This is a genomic window from Arthrobacter sp. zg-Y40 (assembly GCF_020731535.1).
GTDB lineage: Bacteria > Actinomycetota > Actinomycetes > Actinomycetales > Micrococcaceae > Arthrobacter_B.
The window spans coordinates 155,612-171,513 of record NZ_JAJFZS010000001.1 but is presented as its reverse complement, the minus strand read 5'-3'; the positions used below and the strand labels follow the sequence as shown (position 1 = coordinate 171,513).

Sequence of the window (15,902 nt, the reverse complement as noted above, 5' to 3'; positions counted from 1 at the left end):
CGCCGGGCTGTCCTTGGAATCAGGACGCCCGGCGTTCGCTCTCTGCCGCAGCTTTGTCCCGGGCCGGCCCGTGGCCCCAGCCCCCGTGGTCGATGTCCAGGATCTGGCCGTCCTCGCCGTAACAGATGGTCACGCGCTCACCGAACTGGTCGCAGTCCTCGTCAGGGCACCGGTCTGTCATGGAACCGGCGAACTCGTTGGCAAAGTGCTGTTCCCACTCATCCACCTTGCCCATGGCCCAGGGGTCGCCCTCCTCCGCCAGGTCGTTGAGCTCATCGAGGGTGTACATGCGTCCGCGCTGCGGGTGTCCCTGCTGATCGGCCAAAACAGGCTCCTTCCGGAAGGCAAATTGTCCGTTCCTTTAATCTAGCGCGGGCTGCCGGGACAGCCTTGCGGGCGGCCCGGCGCGTCACGGATCGGCTGCGGCGGAAGTACGACGGCGGATCAGCAGCGGCACAGGGACATGGCGTAGTCTGTTAGCACCATGGCAGAAATAGATTTTCCCGCAGAAATCCGCGCCCTCCGCTCCACCTTCGCCTCCATTGAAGAGGTCTCGGACGTGGCAAAGATCAAAGAGGACATCGAAGAGCTCAGCGAGATGGCCGGCGTTCCGGACCTCTGGGATGACCCTGCCGAAGGGCAGAAAATCACCTCCAAGCTCTCGCACCGCCAGTCCGAACTGGAACGGCTCCGGACTATCCAGTCCCGCATCGATGACCTTGAGGTCCTCGTGGAACTGGCACAGGATGAGTCCGACGCAGATTCCAAGGCCGAGGCCGCGGCGGAGCTCGAATCCCTGCGCAAATCCCTGTCCCAGCTGGAAGTCGTCACCCTGCTCTCCGGCGAATACGACGCCCGCGAGGCCGTGGTGACCATCCGCTCAGGAGCCGGGGGAGTGGACGCCGCCGACTTCGCCGAAATGCTGTTGCGCATGTACCTGCGCTGGGCCGAACGCCACGGTTACCCCACACAGGTGCTGGACACTTCCTATGCCGAAGAAGCAGGACTGAAATCTGCCACCTTCGAGGTGAAGGCCCCCTATGCCTTCGGCACCCTGGTGGTGGAGGCCGGTACGCACCGGCTGGTCCGCATCAGCCCGTTCGATAACCAGGGCCGCCGGCAGACCTCCTTTGCCGCCGTCGAAGTTATTCCGCTCATTGAGGCGACAGACCACATCGACATCCCGGACAACGAGATCCGCGTGGATGTTTTCCGTTCCTCCGGCCCCGGCGGCCAGTCCGTGAACACCACCGACTCCGCGGTGCGCCTGACCCACCTTCCCACCGGCACCGTGGTGTCCATGCAGAACGAAAAGTCGCAGCTGCAGAACCGTGCCGCCGCCATGCGCGTGCTCCAGTCCCGCCTGCTGCTGCTGAAGAAGGAGCAGGAGGACGCCGAGAAGAAGGCGTTCGCCGGTGATGTGAAGGCCTCCTGGGGAGACCAGATGCGTTCCTACGTGCTCAACCCTTACCAGATGGTCAAGGACCTGCGGACCGAACACGAGGTGGGCAACACCTCCGCAGTGTTCGACGGCGAGATCGACGACTTCATTGACGCCGGCATCCGCTGGCGCGCCACCGGCAGCATCCCGGCCACGAAGTAGGACCGGCCGGGCGCAGGCTCGGAACTGCACGCCTGGTCGACACGCGGTGCCCGGTTATGGCTGATCGCCTTCGAAGCTGGCTATAGTCGAGGGGCCGGTGCCCATATCCCGAACCAAGGCCCGTGTCTCCGGCTGCTCCATGGGCACTAAGTAGTCATGATTACCTTCGACAATGTCACCAAGCTCTATGACCGGAATTCCCGGCCGGCGCTCAACTCGGTCAGCCTTGACGTGGACCGCGGCGAGTTCGTCTTTTTGGTCGGTGCGTCCGGATCGGGCAAGTCCACCTTCATCCGGCTGATCATGAAGGAAGAGCACGCCACGCGGGGAACGGTGTACGTGGCAGGCGCCAACGTCGCCAAGATCCCCAGCTGGCGCGTACCGCGGCTGCGCCGGGGGATCGGCGTCGTTTTCCAGGACTTCCGCCTGCTGCCCAATAAAACCGTTTTCGCCAACGTGGCGTTCGCCATGCAGGTGATCGGACGCAGCCGCGCCGTCATCCGCGACTCCGTCCCGGAAGTGCTCAAGACCGTGGGTCTGGAGGGCAAGGAAGACCGCATGCCGCATGAACTTTCCGGCGGCGAGCAGCAGCGCGTTGCCATTGCCCGGGCCATCGTCAACAAGCCCGGCATCCTGCTGGCGGATGAGCCCACCGGAAACCTGGACCCCGCAACGTCCCTGGGCATCATGAAGGTGCTGGACCGGGTGAACCAGAACGGCACCACCGTAGTGATGGCCACCCACGACGACGACATTGTTAATGCCATGCGCAAGCGCGTGGTGGAACTGCGCAACGGCAACATCATCCGTGACGAGCACGAGGGCATCTACCTGGGTGAACCTGCGGCGGAAACGCGCACCGCGCCCGATGTTCCGGCGCGGCGCGAGAGCGGGGTTGCCGAATGAGGCTCGCATTTGTCCTGGGGGAAATCGGTTCCGGGCTTCGCCGCAACCTGTCCATGGTCATCTCGGTTGTCCTGGTGACCTTTGTATCGCTGACCTTCGTGGGTGCGGCCGGGCTGCTGCAGCTGCAGATCGGGCAGATGAAGGGCTACTGGTACGACCGCGTGCAGGTGGCTGTCTACCTGTGCACCGACAATGATGTCTCTGCCTCCTGCGCCTCCGGTGCCGTCACGGACGAACAGCGTGACGCGATTGAAGCGGATCTGCGGGCCGACAAGTACGTCGAATCCGTGGAGTACGAAGACCAGGAAACGGCGCTGTCGCATTTCCGTGAGCAGTTCGCCAATTCGCCGATCGTGGACAGCATAACGGCCGATATGCTGCCCGAATCCTTCCGGGTGTCCCTGGTGGATCCCGAAAAGTACGAGGTCATCAACGAGGCTTTCTCCTCGAAACCGGGGGTTGAGTCCATCAGTGACCAGCGCGAGCTCTTCGAGAAGATGTTCACCTACCTGAACCTCGCCTCCGTGGCTGCCCTGGGTGTGGCCGCAGTCATGCTGATCTGCGCCATCCTCCTGATAGCCACCACCATCCGGCTATCGGCTTTCAGCCGCCGGCGGGAAACCGGCATCATGCGCCTGGTCGGCGCGTCCAAGGCCGTCATCCAGCTGCCCTTCGTGCTCGAAGGCGTGATCGCCGCCGTCATCGGGGCAATCCTGGCCTCCGTGGCACTGTGGAGCACCGCCCACTTCTTCATCGGTGCGCTGGCGCGGCAGTACCCCACCACCGCTTTCATCTCCTCGGAACAGGTGCTGTACCTGACACCCGTCCTACTTGTTCTCGGTGCGTTGCTGGCAGGGGTATCCTCGCTGTTGACGCTCCGCCGGTATCTGAAGGTCTAGAGTCATGAAGCAAGCAAGTGCCGGCGCCGAAGGTGCAGGATCGGAAGCCGCAGGAACAGGGAGAGTCTCGTCAATGGATAATGCTGTCCCAAAGCGTCCCAGGCGTGCTCCCGCAGCGCGCGCGGCGGCGGCCGCCGCCGTTCTCCTGACCCTGACGTTTTCGGTGGCCGTCACCGGGCCCGCTGCCAACGCAGATGACTTGGATAACCGGCTGGCAGGTGTGGAGGCCGAAAAACAGAAGGTCCAGCAGACCTACGAGTACCTTGGCGAAGACATTGCCGAAACCGTGGCCAAGCTGAACATCTACCAGGGCCAGCTGCCTGCCGCCCAGCAGTCCCTGGCCGACGCCGAGGGACGCGTGGACAGCGCTGCCGGCAAGGTCAGCGCACTGAACGACCGCGTGGCCCTTGCCCAAGAGACACACAAAACCATTACCGCCCAGATCGAGAAGGACCGCGAAGACATCGCGGCCACCGAAAAGGCCATTGGACAGATCGCTTCCCAGGCCTACAAGAACGGTGGAGTTCCCTCCACACTTTCCCTGATGTTCGGCGCCAAGGGTGCCGACAGCCTGTCGGACTCCCTGGGGATGGCCGAGCAGGCGCTCAAGGGACAGAACGCTGCAGTGGAGAAGCTCTCCCAGCAGAATGCGAACAACGTCAATTCAGAGGCCCGGCTCGCAGCCGTGGCCGAAGAAATCAGCAAGCTCAAGGCACAGGCAGAAGAAGCGCTGAAGGCCGAGCAGTCGGCCCGGGACGCTGCGGCCGTCGAAAAGGAAAAGGTCGACGGCCTCATCGCTCAAACCGCGGCCATGAACGAGGAACTGGAGGCCCAGAAGCCGAAGCTCCAGGCGCAGATGGCCAACCTGGAGCAGGAAAGCGCGCAGATCAACGCCGACATTGCCGAGCGGCAGCGGGTCCTGCTGGAGGAATACCGGCAGCGCGAACAGGCACGGATTGACGCCGCCAACCGCGCGGCCGCTGCCGGGGGAGGCGGCGGTGCCCCGCAGCAGATGCCGGCGCCCAGCGCCCCCTCAGCAGCTTTCGGGCTGCGGTACCCGGTGATGAATGCACCCATCTCTTCGGGCTTCGGTTGGCGGGCGACCCCAGCCGGAACCATCGACTTCTACGGCAAGGGCGGCTACCTGCATGCGGGCACCGACTTTGCCGGCGGGTGCGGAGCCCCCATCTATGCTGCCGCGGCAGGAGAGGTGTGGCGGGCCGTTCCTTCAACCAATCAGTCGGAAATGATCGGCGCCGGTAACTACGTGGTGCTGAACCACGGCGTGGTGGGCGGCCACGTCCTGGCCACGAATTACTACCACATGACCCAGTACGTTGTTGCCCAGGGCCAGTGGGTCAACGCCGGCCAGCTGATCGGCTACATCGGCCAGACCGGAAACGCCCAGGGTTGCCACCTGCACTTCGAGACCATCCTGAACGGTAACCCCGTTGACCCCATGACCCTGCTGTAGGCCTACAATGGAACTTTCGTTTCAACCTACTAAGGAGTTGCCCCGTGCCTAAGGAAAGTGGCCGGAAGGTAGTGGCCACCAATCGCAAGGCCAGGCATGACTACGAAATCCTCGATACCTACGAGGCTGGAATGGTATTGATGGGCACCGAGGTCAAGTCGCTGCGCGAGGGCAGGGCCTCGCTGGTGGACGGATTTGCCACCTTCTACAACGGCGAACTGTGGCTCGAAGCTGCCTACATTCCCGAGTACCTCAACGGCAGCTGGACGAACCATTCAGCGCGCCGCCGCCGTAAGCTCCTGCTGCACCGGGAGCAGCTGGAAAAGATCATGCGCAAGACCAGCGAGTCGGGTTTCACCATTGTGCCGCTGCAGCTCTATTTCCTGGACGGACGGGCAAAAGTCGAAATAGCCGTCGCCCGCGGTAAGCGCGAGTACGACAAGCGCCAAACCCTGCGGGAAAAGCAGGACAACCGCGAGGCCCTGCGTGCCATGCGGGACAAGAACCGCGGCGCATGAGCGGCACGTTCTGGGAACCACAGGAAGAAACCGCTGAGGAAGCATCGGCCCGCAAGCCGGTTTGGACCTGGGCGGTTGCCGTCATTGACCTTTTGATCGTGCTGGCCGTAGTGCCGGTGGTCATCCTGGTAGTGGTGCCGTTCTTCGCGGTCTATTACCTCTATCTGGCGCACCTTCTGGTATGGGCGGCGCCGGCGCTGGTCCTGGCCAACGTGGCGCTGTTCCTCTGGGCCTTCCGCCGCAAGGCTGCAGGCATGACGGCGCTGAGCATCCTGTCCGTGTTTTTCGTGGCGCTCTCCTGGGTCCTGCTGATCGTCTGGCGGGCGCCCGTGGTGGTCTTCGGCATCACCTTCTGAGCGCCGCCGGTGCCGCATGCGCTACAATAGGTGTTCCGGCTTCGGCCGGATTGGCAACTCAATAAGGGGATGACCGGTTTCGACGATGTTTTGTTGAGACAGGGGAAGCGGGCCGAGGATACAGGGTTATCTCGTTAACGATCTCTGTAAACCAATAAGTGCCGAATCAAAGCGCACTGACTTCGCTCTTGCTGCCTAAGCAGTAAGGCATAGTCCGTCAGCCCGGGGATGCTCTCGCCCCGGTGCCTGGCGTCATTTAGAGGGCCACTGCTGAACACCTTCGCCGTTGGGGTGTTCGGGACTTTTAGACGGCTGGGTCCGGATCAGCCACTTGTCTGCGTGATGGCTGGGACCGAGAAAATCCGCTGCAGACTGCGCCCGGAGAAGCCCTGACAAAGCGACATCGGACGGGGGTTCGATTCCCCCCATCTCCACTGAAGGTTCCAATGGGCAGAAATGCTGCACTGGGAGTTGCCTCAGAGCGGGAAGCGTCTCCGGACGCTTCCCGCTCTGTGTTTAAGGGTTTACGCGCTGCCTTGGGGAGTCATTTCTCACACCCAAGGGGTTTAGCCTGCCGACGGGCTTTTTCCCGCCGGGCAAGCGGGGCTGCATTGGTAAACTTGCACTAACGCACTACCCGCGCCGGCAGGACCCGGGGCGGGCGATATAACCGGTCGGAAGACCTTGTAGGAGACGCACCACCTTATGCAAAGCCCGGCAGTTGAATCCCAGCATGATGACCTTTGGAACCGACGGTACGACCCCAATGTTGCGGACGTGAACCAGCTTTGCGACTCGCTGGCCGAGATGAAGCCCGGCAGCCAGGTCCCGTACATCGACCCCATGCACGATATCGGCGAGTGCCGCATCGTCAGCCTCTTCTCCAACATCGGCGAAGCCCATGAGTCCGGTTTCATTACGGCCGGCGATAACGAGGCCATGGCCAGGCTGCTGGGCGTCCACTGGCAGGCCGGGCTGCGTCCCGAGTTCGTGATGCCGTGGAATACCTACCCCTGGCACGTGCCCGGTGAGCCTAACGGCAAGCTGACCAAGGAACAGGTGCAGGAAGGGTTGCGGCCGCTTCTGCGCTTCCTGGCCCTGGTACCGCGGGCATCGGTGATCGTAGCGCACGGTACCGAAGCCCAGCGGCTGGCGGCAACGTTCCTCAAAACCGAAAACCGCATGATCTACCGCCGCAGCATCAAGGTGTACAAGGCCCGTTCACTTTCCGGACGCTCGTTCGGCGCCACGGCTGAGCGGCAGCAGGAGGCCCTGGATGACATGCGGGCGGCGTACACCGATGCGATGGCCAGAACGGGCCTGAGCGCTTCCCGCTAGGCCCCTTCGCCCCGGGGCTGCTCCACGGGCGAGTCGACGACGCCGATGAACCGGGAGCCCACGCCCTCGTATTCGCTGCGTACGGCGCCCGGGGCCAGTTCCGGCAGTTCCCGGACGCTGTGGTCGAAGCAGGCCAGGAACGTAAATTCCGGCCACCATTTCTTGGGCCGTGCCGTTTCCGTGTACCCGCACACCGTGCACGTCAGCGTTACCCAGACCGGCCGTTTTCCGGTGCGGTTGGCGCGGGACTGCACCAGCCATCCCGGCGGGTTGGCCTGCAGCTGCGCCAGTTCGGAGTTGCTCAGACGTGCCGGAATGCCGTGGCGCGTCGCCATTTCCAGTGGAATATCGAGGATCTGTGCGGCCTGGCGTCGTGTAGTCATCGGTTAAACGATACGCGGAAAAAACGTGCGGGGCCGTCCCGGGGATGCTGTCAGTCCCCGGAAACGGCCCCGCTTCGCTGTAATGAGGTGCTACGCGGCCAGGCCCTCTTCGTCCTCCCGTGCGCGGGCAAGCTCATCGGCAAGCCGCGTGCGGCGGACGCTCCACAGGTGGGTCAGCGCCAGCAGGCCGGCGCCGGCGGCGAGCCAGATGGCCAGTTTCAGCAGGTCGGTGCCAAAGGCCTGCCCGGGGAAGTACACGAGGCCCTGCGCCGCATGCAGCCAGGCCGCCCCGTTCCAGAATGACCCGAGGGCAGCGAAGAACGGGGGGACCGTCTCAAAGGTGAAGATGCCCCCGGAACTGGTGAAGTTGAGCATCACGAACAACAGGGTCAGCGTGGGGGTGGTCCACTTCCGCAGCATCGGGTACATTGCGACGCCGAGAAGGGTGATCGTGGCCACGTAAAGCCAGGTCAACAGCCAGATCCCCCAGTGGCTGTGCTCGATGACGCCGTAAACGGGTCCGGCAATGATGACGCCCATCGCGGCGATCACTGCGGAGGACGCCAGGGCAACCGCAGCCCGCCACAGGACGCTGATGCGGCCTGCGACGGCGGAGATCGCCACGGCGCTGGAGTAGCCGCCCACGCTCATGGCCACGAGCAGGAAGAACAGTCCCTGCGAGGTGGGATCGTGTTCGTTGGTGGGTACGACATCCACCACCTGAAGCGGTTTTTCCGACTCGTAGGCAAGGGGAAGGAAGATCTTCTTGGCTACTTCTGCCGTGGTGGCGGAACCGGCCGTGGAGACGTACAGAGTGGCGTCGTCCGATCCGGTTTCGTAGGCCACGGAGATATCGCGGTCGGTAATCAGGCGCCGCGCTTCCCCGGCATCGGGAACCGTGCGTACGTCCAGCTTGTCGGGTGCCGAGTCGTTCAACCGCTGGGCGAAGACCTCTGCCTGCGCGCCGGTTCCCACCACGGCGACGGCGAGATGGCGGGGCTCCGGTTCGTGGAAGGCGCCGAGGTAGGCCAGCCCCATTCCCGCCGCAAGGAAGAACGGGATCAGGATGTGGGCTCCCAGTGAGCGCCAGAAACCGGCGTCGGGGACCGACCCGCGGCGTCCATACTGGGCCCGGCGCTCCGTATGGCGGGCCGCGGGTGGAGCGACGTGTGCATCGGGTGCGGGTGCGGGTGATGCAGCGGCGCCGGGGCCTGTTGCCGGCACCGTTTCTGCCAGCACGAGTTCGGTGGAGCGGGGGGAGCCGTCGGATAGATCGGGGCCGGAATGGGGGTCGGACATGGAACCTCTCGAAGCAGAAGAAGCGCAGCGGAGCACCGCCGCAGTGTTGCGTTATGCAACTTTGGTGAACACACCATTGTTGCATAATGCAACAGCCAGCGCCCGCCGGGAGGATTAGGTGCCGGGAGGGTAGGTTGGATACGTGGTGAAAAAGCAGGAAACCCAAGATGATCCAGTCGACAGCGTCTACGACGAGATCGAAGCGATCTACCGCCGGGCGCTGGCCCGCTCACGGCGGATCAATGCGCCCCTAACCCAGGTGGAACATTCGCTGCTGTCCTTCATTGGTGCCCACCCCGGCTGCCGGGCCACTGACATCGCGTCCGCGTTTTCCCTGAACCGTTCCACGGTCTCCCGGCAGCTCCACGCGCTGGCGGACCTGTCGCTCGTCACTGCCGGGGAGGAAGAACAGGGGCAGGGGCGCCGCGGCCGGATGCTGTACGTGACTGATGAAGGGCTCCGGCGCCTGGAGACGTCCCTCTCCGTCCAGCGCAGCGCAGTGAAGTCCCGGCTCCGGGGCTGGAGCCAGGCGGAACTGCAGGATTTCCTGGCGGCCCTCAAGAGGTTTAACGAGGAACCCGGAAACTCATGACAGGGGAACGGGACGGCAGCCGTGGCTGCCGTCCCGTTCCGGCCGCGCGGTAGGCGCGCGCTGCCTTGCCCGCTATGCGGGGGTTGCCTCGGAGAATGCCGCCCGGAGGTTTTCTTCCTCGTCCTTCGAGAGATTCGTGTAGATCAGCTTCATGCCCTCATAGCCCTTGAAGGCGTCCGCTACGCGGTCTTCAACGGCGTCGGAGGAAAGAACGAACAGCGCCGACGTTCCGGGAGTAACTTCCTGGCGGATCCGGGCAATAAAGTCATCACTGATGCCCACGTCCACCATGGACGCGGACAGTGCGCCCACGGCCGCGCCCACCGCGGCGCCGATCAGCGGCACAAAGAAAATCAGGCCGAACAGCAGTCCCCAGAACCCTCCACCCAGGGCGCCGGCTCCGACCAAGTTGTGTTCCTGGATGGTCTTCGGCTTCTTTTTGTCCCGGGGCCACGTGACGATTGCTTCATCCTGCACGTTGATCAGCCCCTGGGACTGCAGGCTTGCAAGGGTGTCCGTGGCGCGTTCCGCGGCCCCGGAATCGGAGAATTTCCAAACGGTAAGTGTTGCCATGGCAGTTACTCCAAACGTTTGAGTTGTGAGGAAGCGCCCGCGCGGGACCCCTCTGCAGCGCCAACGTTAGTGTCGTGCCGGTGCCCGTTCAAGCGAAAAGGCCGTCCCCCGCCCAGCCGGCCCCGTAACGTCCGGCAGCCCTGTGCTGGCCGGATACCGGGACGTAAAATGCTGGGACACTGTGAAAGGACGGACGTCCATGGAGAATCCCAACCGTCCTGCCTGGTGGGCAAACGCCGTCGTCTACCAGATCTATCCACGCAGCTTTGCCGACTCCACCGGGGATGGGGTCGGTGACATCGGCGGCATCATCGAGCACCTTGACCACCTCGTAGACCTTGGTATCGACGTGGTCTGGCTGTCACCGGTCCACCAGTCCCCGCAGTACGACAACGGGTACGACATCAGCGACTACCGCCGGATCGACGAGCTCTTCGGCACCAATGAACAGTTTGAGGAACTGCTCGGCGGGCTGCACGACCGGGGGATAAAACTGGTCATGGATCTCGTGGTCAACCACACCTCCAGCGAGTATCCCGGATTCGTGGACTCCCGGTCTTCCCGCAGCTCCCGGAAACGGGACCGGTACTGGTGGCGGGATGCGCGGCCGGGCTTCGAGCCCGGGGAGCCCGGCGCAGAACCGAACAACTGGCGGTCCCTCTTCGGCGGGTCCGCCTGGACCTACGACCAGCTCACCCGCCAGTACTACCTGCACTTGTTCGCGCCCCAGCAGCCGGACCTGAACTGGGAACATTCCCGGGTACGGGAGAAGGTCTACGAAATGATGAACTGGTGGCTGGACAAAGGGGTGGACGGCTTCCGCATGGACGTCATCAACTTCATTTCCAAGGACCCCGCGCTGCCGGACGGGGTAGTGACGGAACCCTCCGGGGTGTGGGGCGACGGCAGCCCCTACTACGTCAACGGGCCGCGCATCCACGAGTACCTGCAGGAGATGCACCGGCGGGTCTTTAGCGAGCGTGACGGGGAGTACCTGACGGTGGGGGAGACCCCCGGGGCCACGGTGGACCAGGCCCGGCTGTACACGGACCGCCGCCGGCACGAACTGGACATGGTTTTCCAGTTCGAACACGTGAGCCTGGACCAGGGCCCGGGCGGGAAGTTCGACTACCGCCCCCTGTCCCTGGCGGACCTGAAAACCAGTTGGAACCGGTGGCAGCGAGGCCTGGCGGAAACGGGCTGGAACAGCCTCTACCTGAGCAACCACGACCAGCCGCGCGTCGTCTCCCGCTTCGGCGACGAAGCCCGGTACCGGTATGAATCGGCCACCATGTGGGCCACCCTGCTGCATTTGCAGCGGGGTACGCCCTACGTCTTCCAGGGCGAAGAGATCGGCATGACCAGTGCCGGGTTCACCTCGATAGATCAGTACCGGGACGTGGAATCGCTGAACTACTATGCCGAGGCGCTGGAGCAGGGCATGGACCGGCAGGCGGCGCTGGAAGCCCTGCGGCGGATGAGCCGGGACAACGCTCGGACCCCCATGCAGTGGACCGGTGGACCGAATGCGGGGTTCGGCGCAACCACGCCGTGGATTCCGCTGGGCGCCAGCTATCCCGCGGTCAGCGTGGAAGCGGACCGGGCGGCGGAGAAGTCGGTTTTCCGGTATTACCAGCGGCTGATTCAGCTCCGGCATGAGTCGGCCCTGGTGTCGCTGGGTGATTTCCGCATGCTGGACCCCGAGCACTCGACACTGTTCGCGTATAAGCGTACGCGGGGGGACCAGGCCCTGCTGGTCCTGGGAAATGTATCCGGCGATGAGCTCGGCATACCGTCCAACGCCGAAACCGGAACACTGGTGCTGGGTAATTACGGCGACGTCGGTGATCACCACCTGCTGCGCCCATGGGAGGCGCGGGTGCTGGATATTTCAACGTACCCGGGCGGCTGAGGAGTGCCTACTCGGCCGTCAGCGTTTCGGCGTAGAGGTCCGCAAGGGCGGTAAAGCCGCCTGAGTGCACGGCGGCCCGCTGCCGCTCCGCGCCGGTGCCGGCGGCAAGGAGCCTGGCAATTCCTGCCAGTGCGAAGTCCCGGTCTCCGCTCGCGTCCAAGGCCGGTGACACGTAGTCCAGCAACGCGGCCAGATGGTCGGCGGCCGGGATGCTGCCACCGTGATGGGCCAACAGGTTTCCGCCCAGGCCGAACCGTGCAGCCTGCCACAGGCCCACGTCGAGCAGCTCGGGATCGGGAACAGCGGCAAGGTCCCCCTCGTTTCCGGCTGAGGCAAGGGTTGCCACCAGCGCCCGGACCAGCACTGCCAGCAGCACGGAGTCCCGTGCCTGCAGTTGTGCGTCGGCAATCCGGACCTCCACGGTGGGAAAGTGCTCCGAGAGCCGGGCTGCCCAGCCCACGTGGCCGGCGTCGGGTACGACGTCGGTGGCCAGGAGCCCGGCGAGGCGTCGGGCGTAGTCTTCGGCGTCCTTGAAGAGCGGCGGGCAGCCCTGTACGGACCAGCGGCGGTAGTGGACCATCCGCCAGCTGGCGAAGCTGGTGTCCCCGCCGCGCCAATACGGCGAATTGGCACTCAGGGCGCCCAGCAGGGCCAGCCACGGACGCAGCCCGTTCAGGACCCGCACCCCGCTCTCGCGCGAGTCGATGCCGACGTGGACATGGGTGCCGTTCACGTATTGCTCATTGGCTACCGCCCCGGCCAGGATTCCCATGCTCTGGTACCGTTCGGAGTCATTAAAGACGGCGGCAGTTGAGGGCATCAGGGGAGCTGTACCGGTGGCGGCAACCGCGGCTCCTGCGGCAGCGGCCGCCGCCGCCAGCCCCGTACGGAAGCCAAGCAGTGCCTCCATTGCCTCGTGCCGGTCCGTGCAGACCCGGGTGGAGCTCTCCACCTGTGCGTCCAGGAGCTCGGCGGAGCTGGTGAAGTTGTCCGCAGCGCCGGAGGCCAGCGCCGGGGCCAGTCCCGGGACCTGGGTGGGCAGTCCCGTGCGGGGATCGGTGAGGAGGAATTCTTCCTCGATCCCGAAGGTTAGGGCCATGTGCTCATCTCCCTGATACGCCGGGGTTTTCGGATGCGCCGGTGTTTGCCAATTCGCCGGGGTTTCCCAATTCTAGGGACGGCGGCGTATGGAAGCACACGGTTCACGCAGGAGGCCGTTGGCCGGGCCGAAGCGGGCGGCCCGGCGCCGCCGGACGCCGGACTGTTCAGGCTGCCCGGACCGCCCGCCAGGTGAGAGTGAGATAGGGCAGGTCCAGGACTTCCCCGGGATGGTGGCCGAGGTGTTCGTACAGGTACCAGGTGAGGTTAGCATGCAGCTTTTCGCGTGCAGCGGTATCTGCGGAGAGGTAGAAGGCGCGGGACTTGGCCAGCTCAAACAGGTCTTCGGGCGTCATCTGCTGCGCCCACGGAACGGTCGAGGAGGATTCCAGGATGAATTCCGGGCCCAGCTCCGGGCGGAATCCAGGGCGCAGTACATCTCCGGCGTGGATGATGCGCGAATAGCGGTGCACCCACGGCACACTGACGTCCAACTGGTTCCAGACCAAGCCCAGGATCCCGTGCGGGCGCAGCACCCGGGAGAACTCGCGGCTGGCCGCTCCCGGATCGCACCAGTGCCAGGCCTGGGCGACCGTGACCGTATCCGCAGACCGGTCGGGCAGGCCCGTGTCTTCCGCGGTGCCGACGCTGACCGGAACCTGCGGGAGTGAGCGGGAGAGCTGTGCCAGCATGTCCGCGGACGGGTCCACGGCGTGCACGGACAGGCCGGCAGCCTGCAGGACGCGGGTGTATTTCCCGGTGCCCGCGCCGACGTCCGCCACGTCCCGGACCGGCGGGAAGCCGGGGCGGGAAACCAGCCAGTCCACGGCCTCGGCGGGGTATCCGGGCCGGATGCGGTCATAGTGCTCCCCGCCGGCCTGATAGCTGTCAGCCAGCTGGCGGCGCCGGAGCGCTTCCAGCCGGGGCCCGGAAGTACCCACTGTTAGAGCAGATCGTCCAAGTCGGGGTTCAGTCGCTGCAGCACTTCGCTGTGCAGCGTCCCGTTGGTGGCCAGCGCATTGCCGCCGAACGGGCCGTCCTCGCCCTCCAGCGAGGAGAACCGGCCGCCCGCCTCGGTGACGATAGGTACCAGTGCCGCCATGTCGTAGAGGTTCAGTTCCGGCTCGCAGGCGATGTCGACGGCGCCTTCGGCGACCATGCAGTAGGACCAGAAGTCACCGTACGCACGGGTGCGCCAGACGGATTCAGTCAGGTCCAGGAATTCTTCCAGGTTGCCGCGGTCCTTCCAGCCGCCCAGACTGGAGTAGGACAGCGAGGCGTCGGAGAGCCGGGAAACGTTGGAGACCTGCAACCGGGTGGCAGAGGCCAGCGACCGGCCCATGTAGGCGCCCGTGCCGGTGGCGGCCCACCAGCGCTTGCCCAGCGCGGGAGCGCTGACGACGCCGAGGACGGGCACGCCGTCGTCCACCAGGGAAATGAGGGTGGCCCATACGGGGACGCCGCGGATGAAGTTCTTGGTGCCGTCGATCGGGTCGATGATCCACCGGCGCGGACCGGAGCCGCTGGAGCCGAACTCCTCGCCCAGCACCGCGTCCCGGGGACGGGCACGCGAAAGCTGCCCGCGGATGGCATCTTCTGCAGCCTTGTCGGCGTCGGTGACCGGCGTGAAGTCGGGCTTGGTCTCGATTTTCAAGTCCAGGGCCCGGAAGCGCGACATGGTCTGGTCATCCACGGAATCGGCCATCACATGGGCCAGGCGCAGGTCATCGTTGTAGTTTTGAACGAACGGCATACTGTTCAACTTATCCTTATTCGGCGGCCGCTGCCCGGCATTTCGCCCGTAAAGCAGGCGGTGTCCCGGCAACCGGCCGGGCTACTGCTCACCCAGCTCTTTGGCGGAGGACTTGTTTTCGGTACGCGTTCCGGTACCCAGCAGCCGGCGCAGCGACGCCAGGCGGGCCGGTCCGGCCGGACCGGCCTGGCCCTGCTCAACGTACGGATCCAGTCCGCAGCCGACGGCGGCCGAATCGTGCCGGCAGCCGCGTTCACAAGCGGCGGTTCCCGGCTCGAGGTCGGGGAAGGCCTGCAGGATCCGGTCCGGGTCAACGTGCGCCAGGCCGAAGGAGCGGATTCCGGGGGTGTCGATGATCCAGCTGCCCGCGGGGGAGTTGCTCAGCCGCAGCGCCAGCGCTGACGACGAGGTGTGCCGCCCGCGGCCGGTCACCGCGTTGACGCCGCCGGTGGCCCGTGCTGAGCCGGTCAAGGCGTTGACCAGTGTGGACTTGCCGACACCGGAGGGACCCACCAGCACGCTCACGTTGCCTTCCAGGACCCCGTGCAGCGCCTCGACGGCCGTGCCCTGGAGCCTGGCGGAGAGGCCGTCGTCGGAACGCGCGTCGATGCCGGAGGCATCAGCGGCGGCGGTGCGGCTGATGATGACTTCCAGGTCCAGGTGCTCGTAGTTGGCCAGCAGTTCCGCCGGGTCCTTGATATCGGCCTTGGTGATGCACAGGACCGGGGAGATGCCGGCGTCGTACGCCGCCACCAGGGCACGGTCAATGAACCCGGTGCGCGGTTCCGGGTTCGCGGCCGCCACCACGATCACCAGCTGGTCGGCATTGGCCACCACTACGCGTTCCACCGGGTCGGTGTCGTCGGCGCTGCGCCGCAGGACGGTGGCGCGTTCCTCCACCCGGACCAGCCGCGCCAGGGTATCCGGGGCACCGGACACATCGCCCACCAGTGCCACCCGGTCTCCGGCGACCACGGGAGTGCGCCTCAGTTCGCGGGCGCGGGCGGCAATGACCGTTCGTTCATCTGCTGTGTCTTCGTCCACGACGGCGGTGTACCGTCCGCGGTCCACGGTGATGATCCGGCCGATGACGGCGTCGTCATGGGCGGGACGGTCCTTGGTGCGCGGGCGTGAGCCCTTTTTGTTGGGCCGGACGCGTACGTCGGATTCGTCCCAGCCGCTGGTGCTTCGCGCCATG

The 15,902-nt window shown here is 65.1% G+C and carries 17 protein-coding genes and 1 other RNA gene; 10 read left to right on the top strand and 8 right to left on the bottom strand.

Annotation, left to right across the window (positions count from 1 at the left end; all coding sequences use genetic code 11):
- Window positions 1-19: 19 nt before the first annotated feature.
- Window positions 20-325 (bottom strand): hypothetical protein, encoded by a 306-nt coding sequence (locus tag LJ754_RS00785; protein WP_227913764.1) that lies wholly within the window; start codon window positions 323-325, stop codon window positions 20-22.
- Window positions 326-484: 159 nt separating this feature from the next.
- Here LJ754_RS00785 and prfB point away from each other — a divergent pair, with 159 nt between their 5' ends.
- The 8 genes from prfB to LJ754_RS00745 all read left to right on the top strand — a co-directional run bounded on the left by prfB (window position 485) and on the right by LJ754_RS00745 (window position 7,094).
- On the top strand, window positions 485-1,603 hold the full coding sequence (gene prfB / locus LJ754_RS00780) for a peptide chain release factor 2 (RefSeq protein WP_227913766.1): 1,119 nt from the start codon (window positions 485-487) through the stop codon (window positions 1,601-1,603).
- Between the two features lie 156 nt (window positions 1,604-1,759).
- Window positions 1,760-2,509, top strand: coding sequence for a cell division ATP-binding protein FtsE (ftsE, locus tag LJ754_RS00775; protein ID WP_227913768.1), 750 nt, complete (start codon window positions 1,760-1,762; stop codon window positions 2,507-2,509).
- Window positions 2,506-3,408 (top strand): permease-like cell division protein FtsX, encoded by a 903-nt coding sequence (gene ftsX, locus LJ754_RS00770; RefSeq protein ID WP_227924943.1) that lies wholly within the window; start codon window positions 2,506-2,508, stop codon window positions 3,406-3,408. The genes ftsE and ftsX overlap by 4 nt, the downstream gene beginning before the upstream one ends.
- Window positions 3,409-3,481: 73 nt before the next feature.
- Complete coding sequence (locus tag LJ754_RS00765; protein ID WP_227924942.1) at window positions 3,482-4,882, top strand: M23 family metallopeptidase; 1,401 nt, start codon at window positions 3,482-3,484, stop codon at window positions 4,880-4,882.
- A gap of 44 nt (window positions 4,883-4,926) precedes the next feature.
- A complete protein-coding gene (smpB, locus tag LJ754_RS00760) occupies window positions 4,927-5,400 on the top strand; it encodes an SsrA-binding protein SmpB (protein ID WP_227913773.1) in 474 nt (157 codons plus the stop codon).
- On the top strand, window positions 5,397-5,756 hold the full coding sequence (locus tag LJ754_RS00755; RefSeq protein WP_227924941.1) for a hypothetical protein: 360 nt from the start codon (window positions 5,397-5,399) through the stop codon (window positions 5,754-5,756). Before smpB ends, LJ754_RS00755 begins: the two co-directional genes overlap by 4 nt.
- A 65-nt stretch (window positions 5,757-5,821) precedes the next feature.
- Window positions 5,822-6,193: a transfer-messenger RNA gene (gene ssrA, locus LJ754_RS00750) on the top strand.
- A 268-nt stretch (window positions 6,194-6,461) separates the two neighbouring features.
- A complete protein-coding gene (locus tag LJ754_RS00745) occupies window positions 6,462-7,094 on the top strand; it encodes a uracil-DNA glycosylase (protein ID WP_227913776.1) in 633 nt (210 codons plus the stop codon).
- On the opposite strand, the gene LJ754_RS00740 is transcribed toward LJ754_RS00745, so the two are convergent.
- Together LJ754_RS00740 and LJ754_RS00735 are read right to left on the bottom strand one after the other, a co-directional pair.
- Window positions 7,091-7,477: a hypothetical protein gene (locus LJ754_RS00740; protein WP_227924940.1), complete on the bottom strand. Its 387-nt coding sequence runs from the start codon at window positions 7,475-7,477 to the stop codon at window positions 7,091-7,093. The genes LJ754_RS00745 and LJ754_RS00740 overlap by 4 nt on opposite strands.
- Window positions 7,478-7,567: 90 nt before the next feature.
- A complete protein-coding gene (locus LJ754_RS00735) occupies window positions 7,568-8,776 on the bottom strand; it encodes an ABC transporter permease (protein WP_227924939.1) in 1,209 nt (402 codons plus the stop codon).
- Between the two features lie 142 nt (window positions 8,777-8,918).
- On the opposite strand from LJ754_RS00735, the gene LJ754_RS00730 reads away from it, so the two are divergent.
- The gene (locus tag LJ754_RS00730; RefSeq protein WP_227924938.1) at window positions 8,919-9,368 is read left to right on the top strand and encodes a MarR family winged helix-turn-helix transcriptional regulator; all 450 of its coding nucleotides are present in this window, start codon (window positions 8,919-8,921) and stop codon (window positions 9,366-9,368) included.
- Window positions 9,369-9,440: 72 nt separating this feature from the next.
- Here LJ754_RS00730 and LJ754_RS00725 read toward each other — a convergent pair whose 3' ends face one another.
- Window positions 9,441-9,941 carry a DUF1269 domain-containing protein gene (locus LJ754_RS00725; protein WP_227913788.1) on the bottom strand — a complete coding sequence of 167 codons (501 nt, stop codon included), beginning with the start codon at window positions 9,939-9,941 and terminating at the stop codon, window positions 9,441-9,443.
- A 199-nt stretch (window positions 9,942-10,140) separates the two neighbouring features.
- On the opposite strand from LJ754_RS00725, the gene LJ754_RS00720 reads away from it, so the two are divergent.
- The gene (locus tag LJ754_RS00720) at window positions 10,141-11,853 is read left to right on the top strand and encodes an alpha-glucosidase (RefSeq protein ID WP_227924937.1); all 1,713 of its coding nucleotides are present in this window, start codon (window positions 10,141-10,143) and stop codon (window positions 11,851-11,853) included.
- A 7-nt stretch (window positions 11,854-11,860) separates the two neighbouring features.
- On the opposite strand, the gene LJ754_RS00715 is transcribed toward LJ754_RS00720, so the two are convergent.
- The 4 genes from LJ754_RS00715 to rsgA all read right to left on the bottom strand — a co-directional run bounded on the left by LJ754_RS00715 (window position 11,861) and on the right by rsgA (window position 15,901).
- On the bottom strand, window positions 11,861-12,952 hold the full coding sequence (locus LJ754_RS00715) for a carboxylate-amine ligase (RefSeq protein WP_227924936.1): 1,092 nt from the start codon (window positions 12,950-12,952) through the stop codon (window positions 11,861-11,863).
- A 166-nt stretch (window positions 12,953-13,118) separates the two neighbouring features.
- Window positions 13,119-13,892 (bottom strand): class I SAM-dependent methyltransferase, encoded by a 774-nt coding sequence (locus LJ754_RS00710; protein ID WP_227924935.1) that lies wholly within the window; start codon window positions 13,890-13,892, stop codon window positions 13,119-13,121.
- Between the two features lie 2 nt (window positions 13,893-13,894).
- On the bottom strand, window positions 13,895-14,704 hold the full coding sequence (hisN, locus tag LJ754_RS00705; RefSeq protein WP_227913792.1) for a histidinol-phosphatase: 810 nt from the start codon (window positions 14,702-14,704) through the stop codon (window positions 13,895-13,897).
- An 81-nt stretch (window positions 14,705-14,785) separates the two neighbouring features.
- Complete coding sequence (gene rsgA / locus LJ754_RS00700; protein ID WP_227924934.1) at window positions 14,786-15,901, bottom strand: ribosome small subunit-dependent GTPase A; 1,116 nt, start codon at window positions 15,899-15,901, stop codon at window positions 14,786-14,788.
- Window position 15,902: the final 1 nt, after the last annotated feature.

Excerpts from the sequence above, each read along its gene's own strand:
- LJ754_RS00765 (WP_227924942.1), top strand. The coding sequence starts at position 3,482 with ATGGATAATGCTGTCCCAAAGCGTCCCAGGCGTGCTCCCGCAGCGCGC.
- prfB (WP_227913766.1), top strand. The coding sequence starts at position 485 with ATGGCAGAAATAGATTTTCCCGCAGAAATCCGCGCCCTCCGCTCCACC.
- LJ754_RS00755 (WP_227924941.1), top strand. The coding sequence starts at position 5,397 with ATGAGCGGCACGTTCTGGGAACCACAGGAAGAAACCGCTGAGGAAGCA.
- LJ754_RS00725 (WP_227913788.1), bottom strand. The coding sequence starts at position 9,941 with ATGGCAACACTTACCGTTTGGAAATTCTCCGATTCCGGGGCCGCGGAA.
- LJ754_RS00740 (WP_227924940.1), bottom strand. The coding sequence starts at position 7,477 with ATGACTACACGACGCCAGGCCGCACAGATCCTCGATATTCCACTGGAA.
- hisN (WP_227913792.1), bottom strand. The coding sequence starts at position 14,704 with ATGCCGTTCGTTCAAAACTACAACGATGACCTGCGCCTGGCCCATGTG.
- ftsE (WP_227913768.1), top strand. The coding sequence starts at position 1,760 with ATGATTACCTTCGACAATGTCACCAAGCTCTATGACCGGAATTCCCGG.
- ftsX (WP_227924943.1), top strand. The coding sequence starts at position 2,506 with ATGAGGCTCGCATTTGTCCTGGGGGAAATCGGTTCCGGGCTTCGCCGC.
- LJ754_RS00715 (WP_227924936.1), bottom strand. The coding sequence starts at position 12,952 with ATGGCCCTAACCTTCGGGATCGAGGAAGAATTCCTCCTCACCGATCCC.
- rsgA (WP_227924934.1), bottom strand. The coding sequence starts at position 15,901 with ATGGCGCGAAGCACCAGCGGCTGGGACGAATCCGACGTACGCGTCCGG.
- LJ754_RS00720 (WP_227924937.1), top strand. The coding sequence starts at position 10,141 with ATGGAGAATCCCAACCGTCCTGCCTGGTGGGCAAACGCCGTCGTCTAC.
- LJ754_RS00745 (WP_227913776.1), top strand. The coding sequence starts at position 6,462 with ATGCAAAGCCCGGCAGTTGAATCCCAGCATGATGACCTTTGGAACCGA.
- LJ754_RS00735 (WP_227924939.1), bottom strand. The coding sequence starts at position 8,776 with ATGTCCGACCCCCATTCCGGCCCCGATCTATCCGACGGCTCCCCCCGC.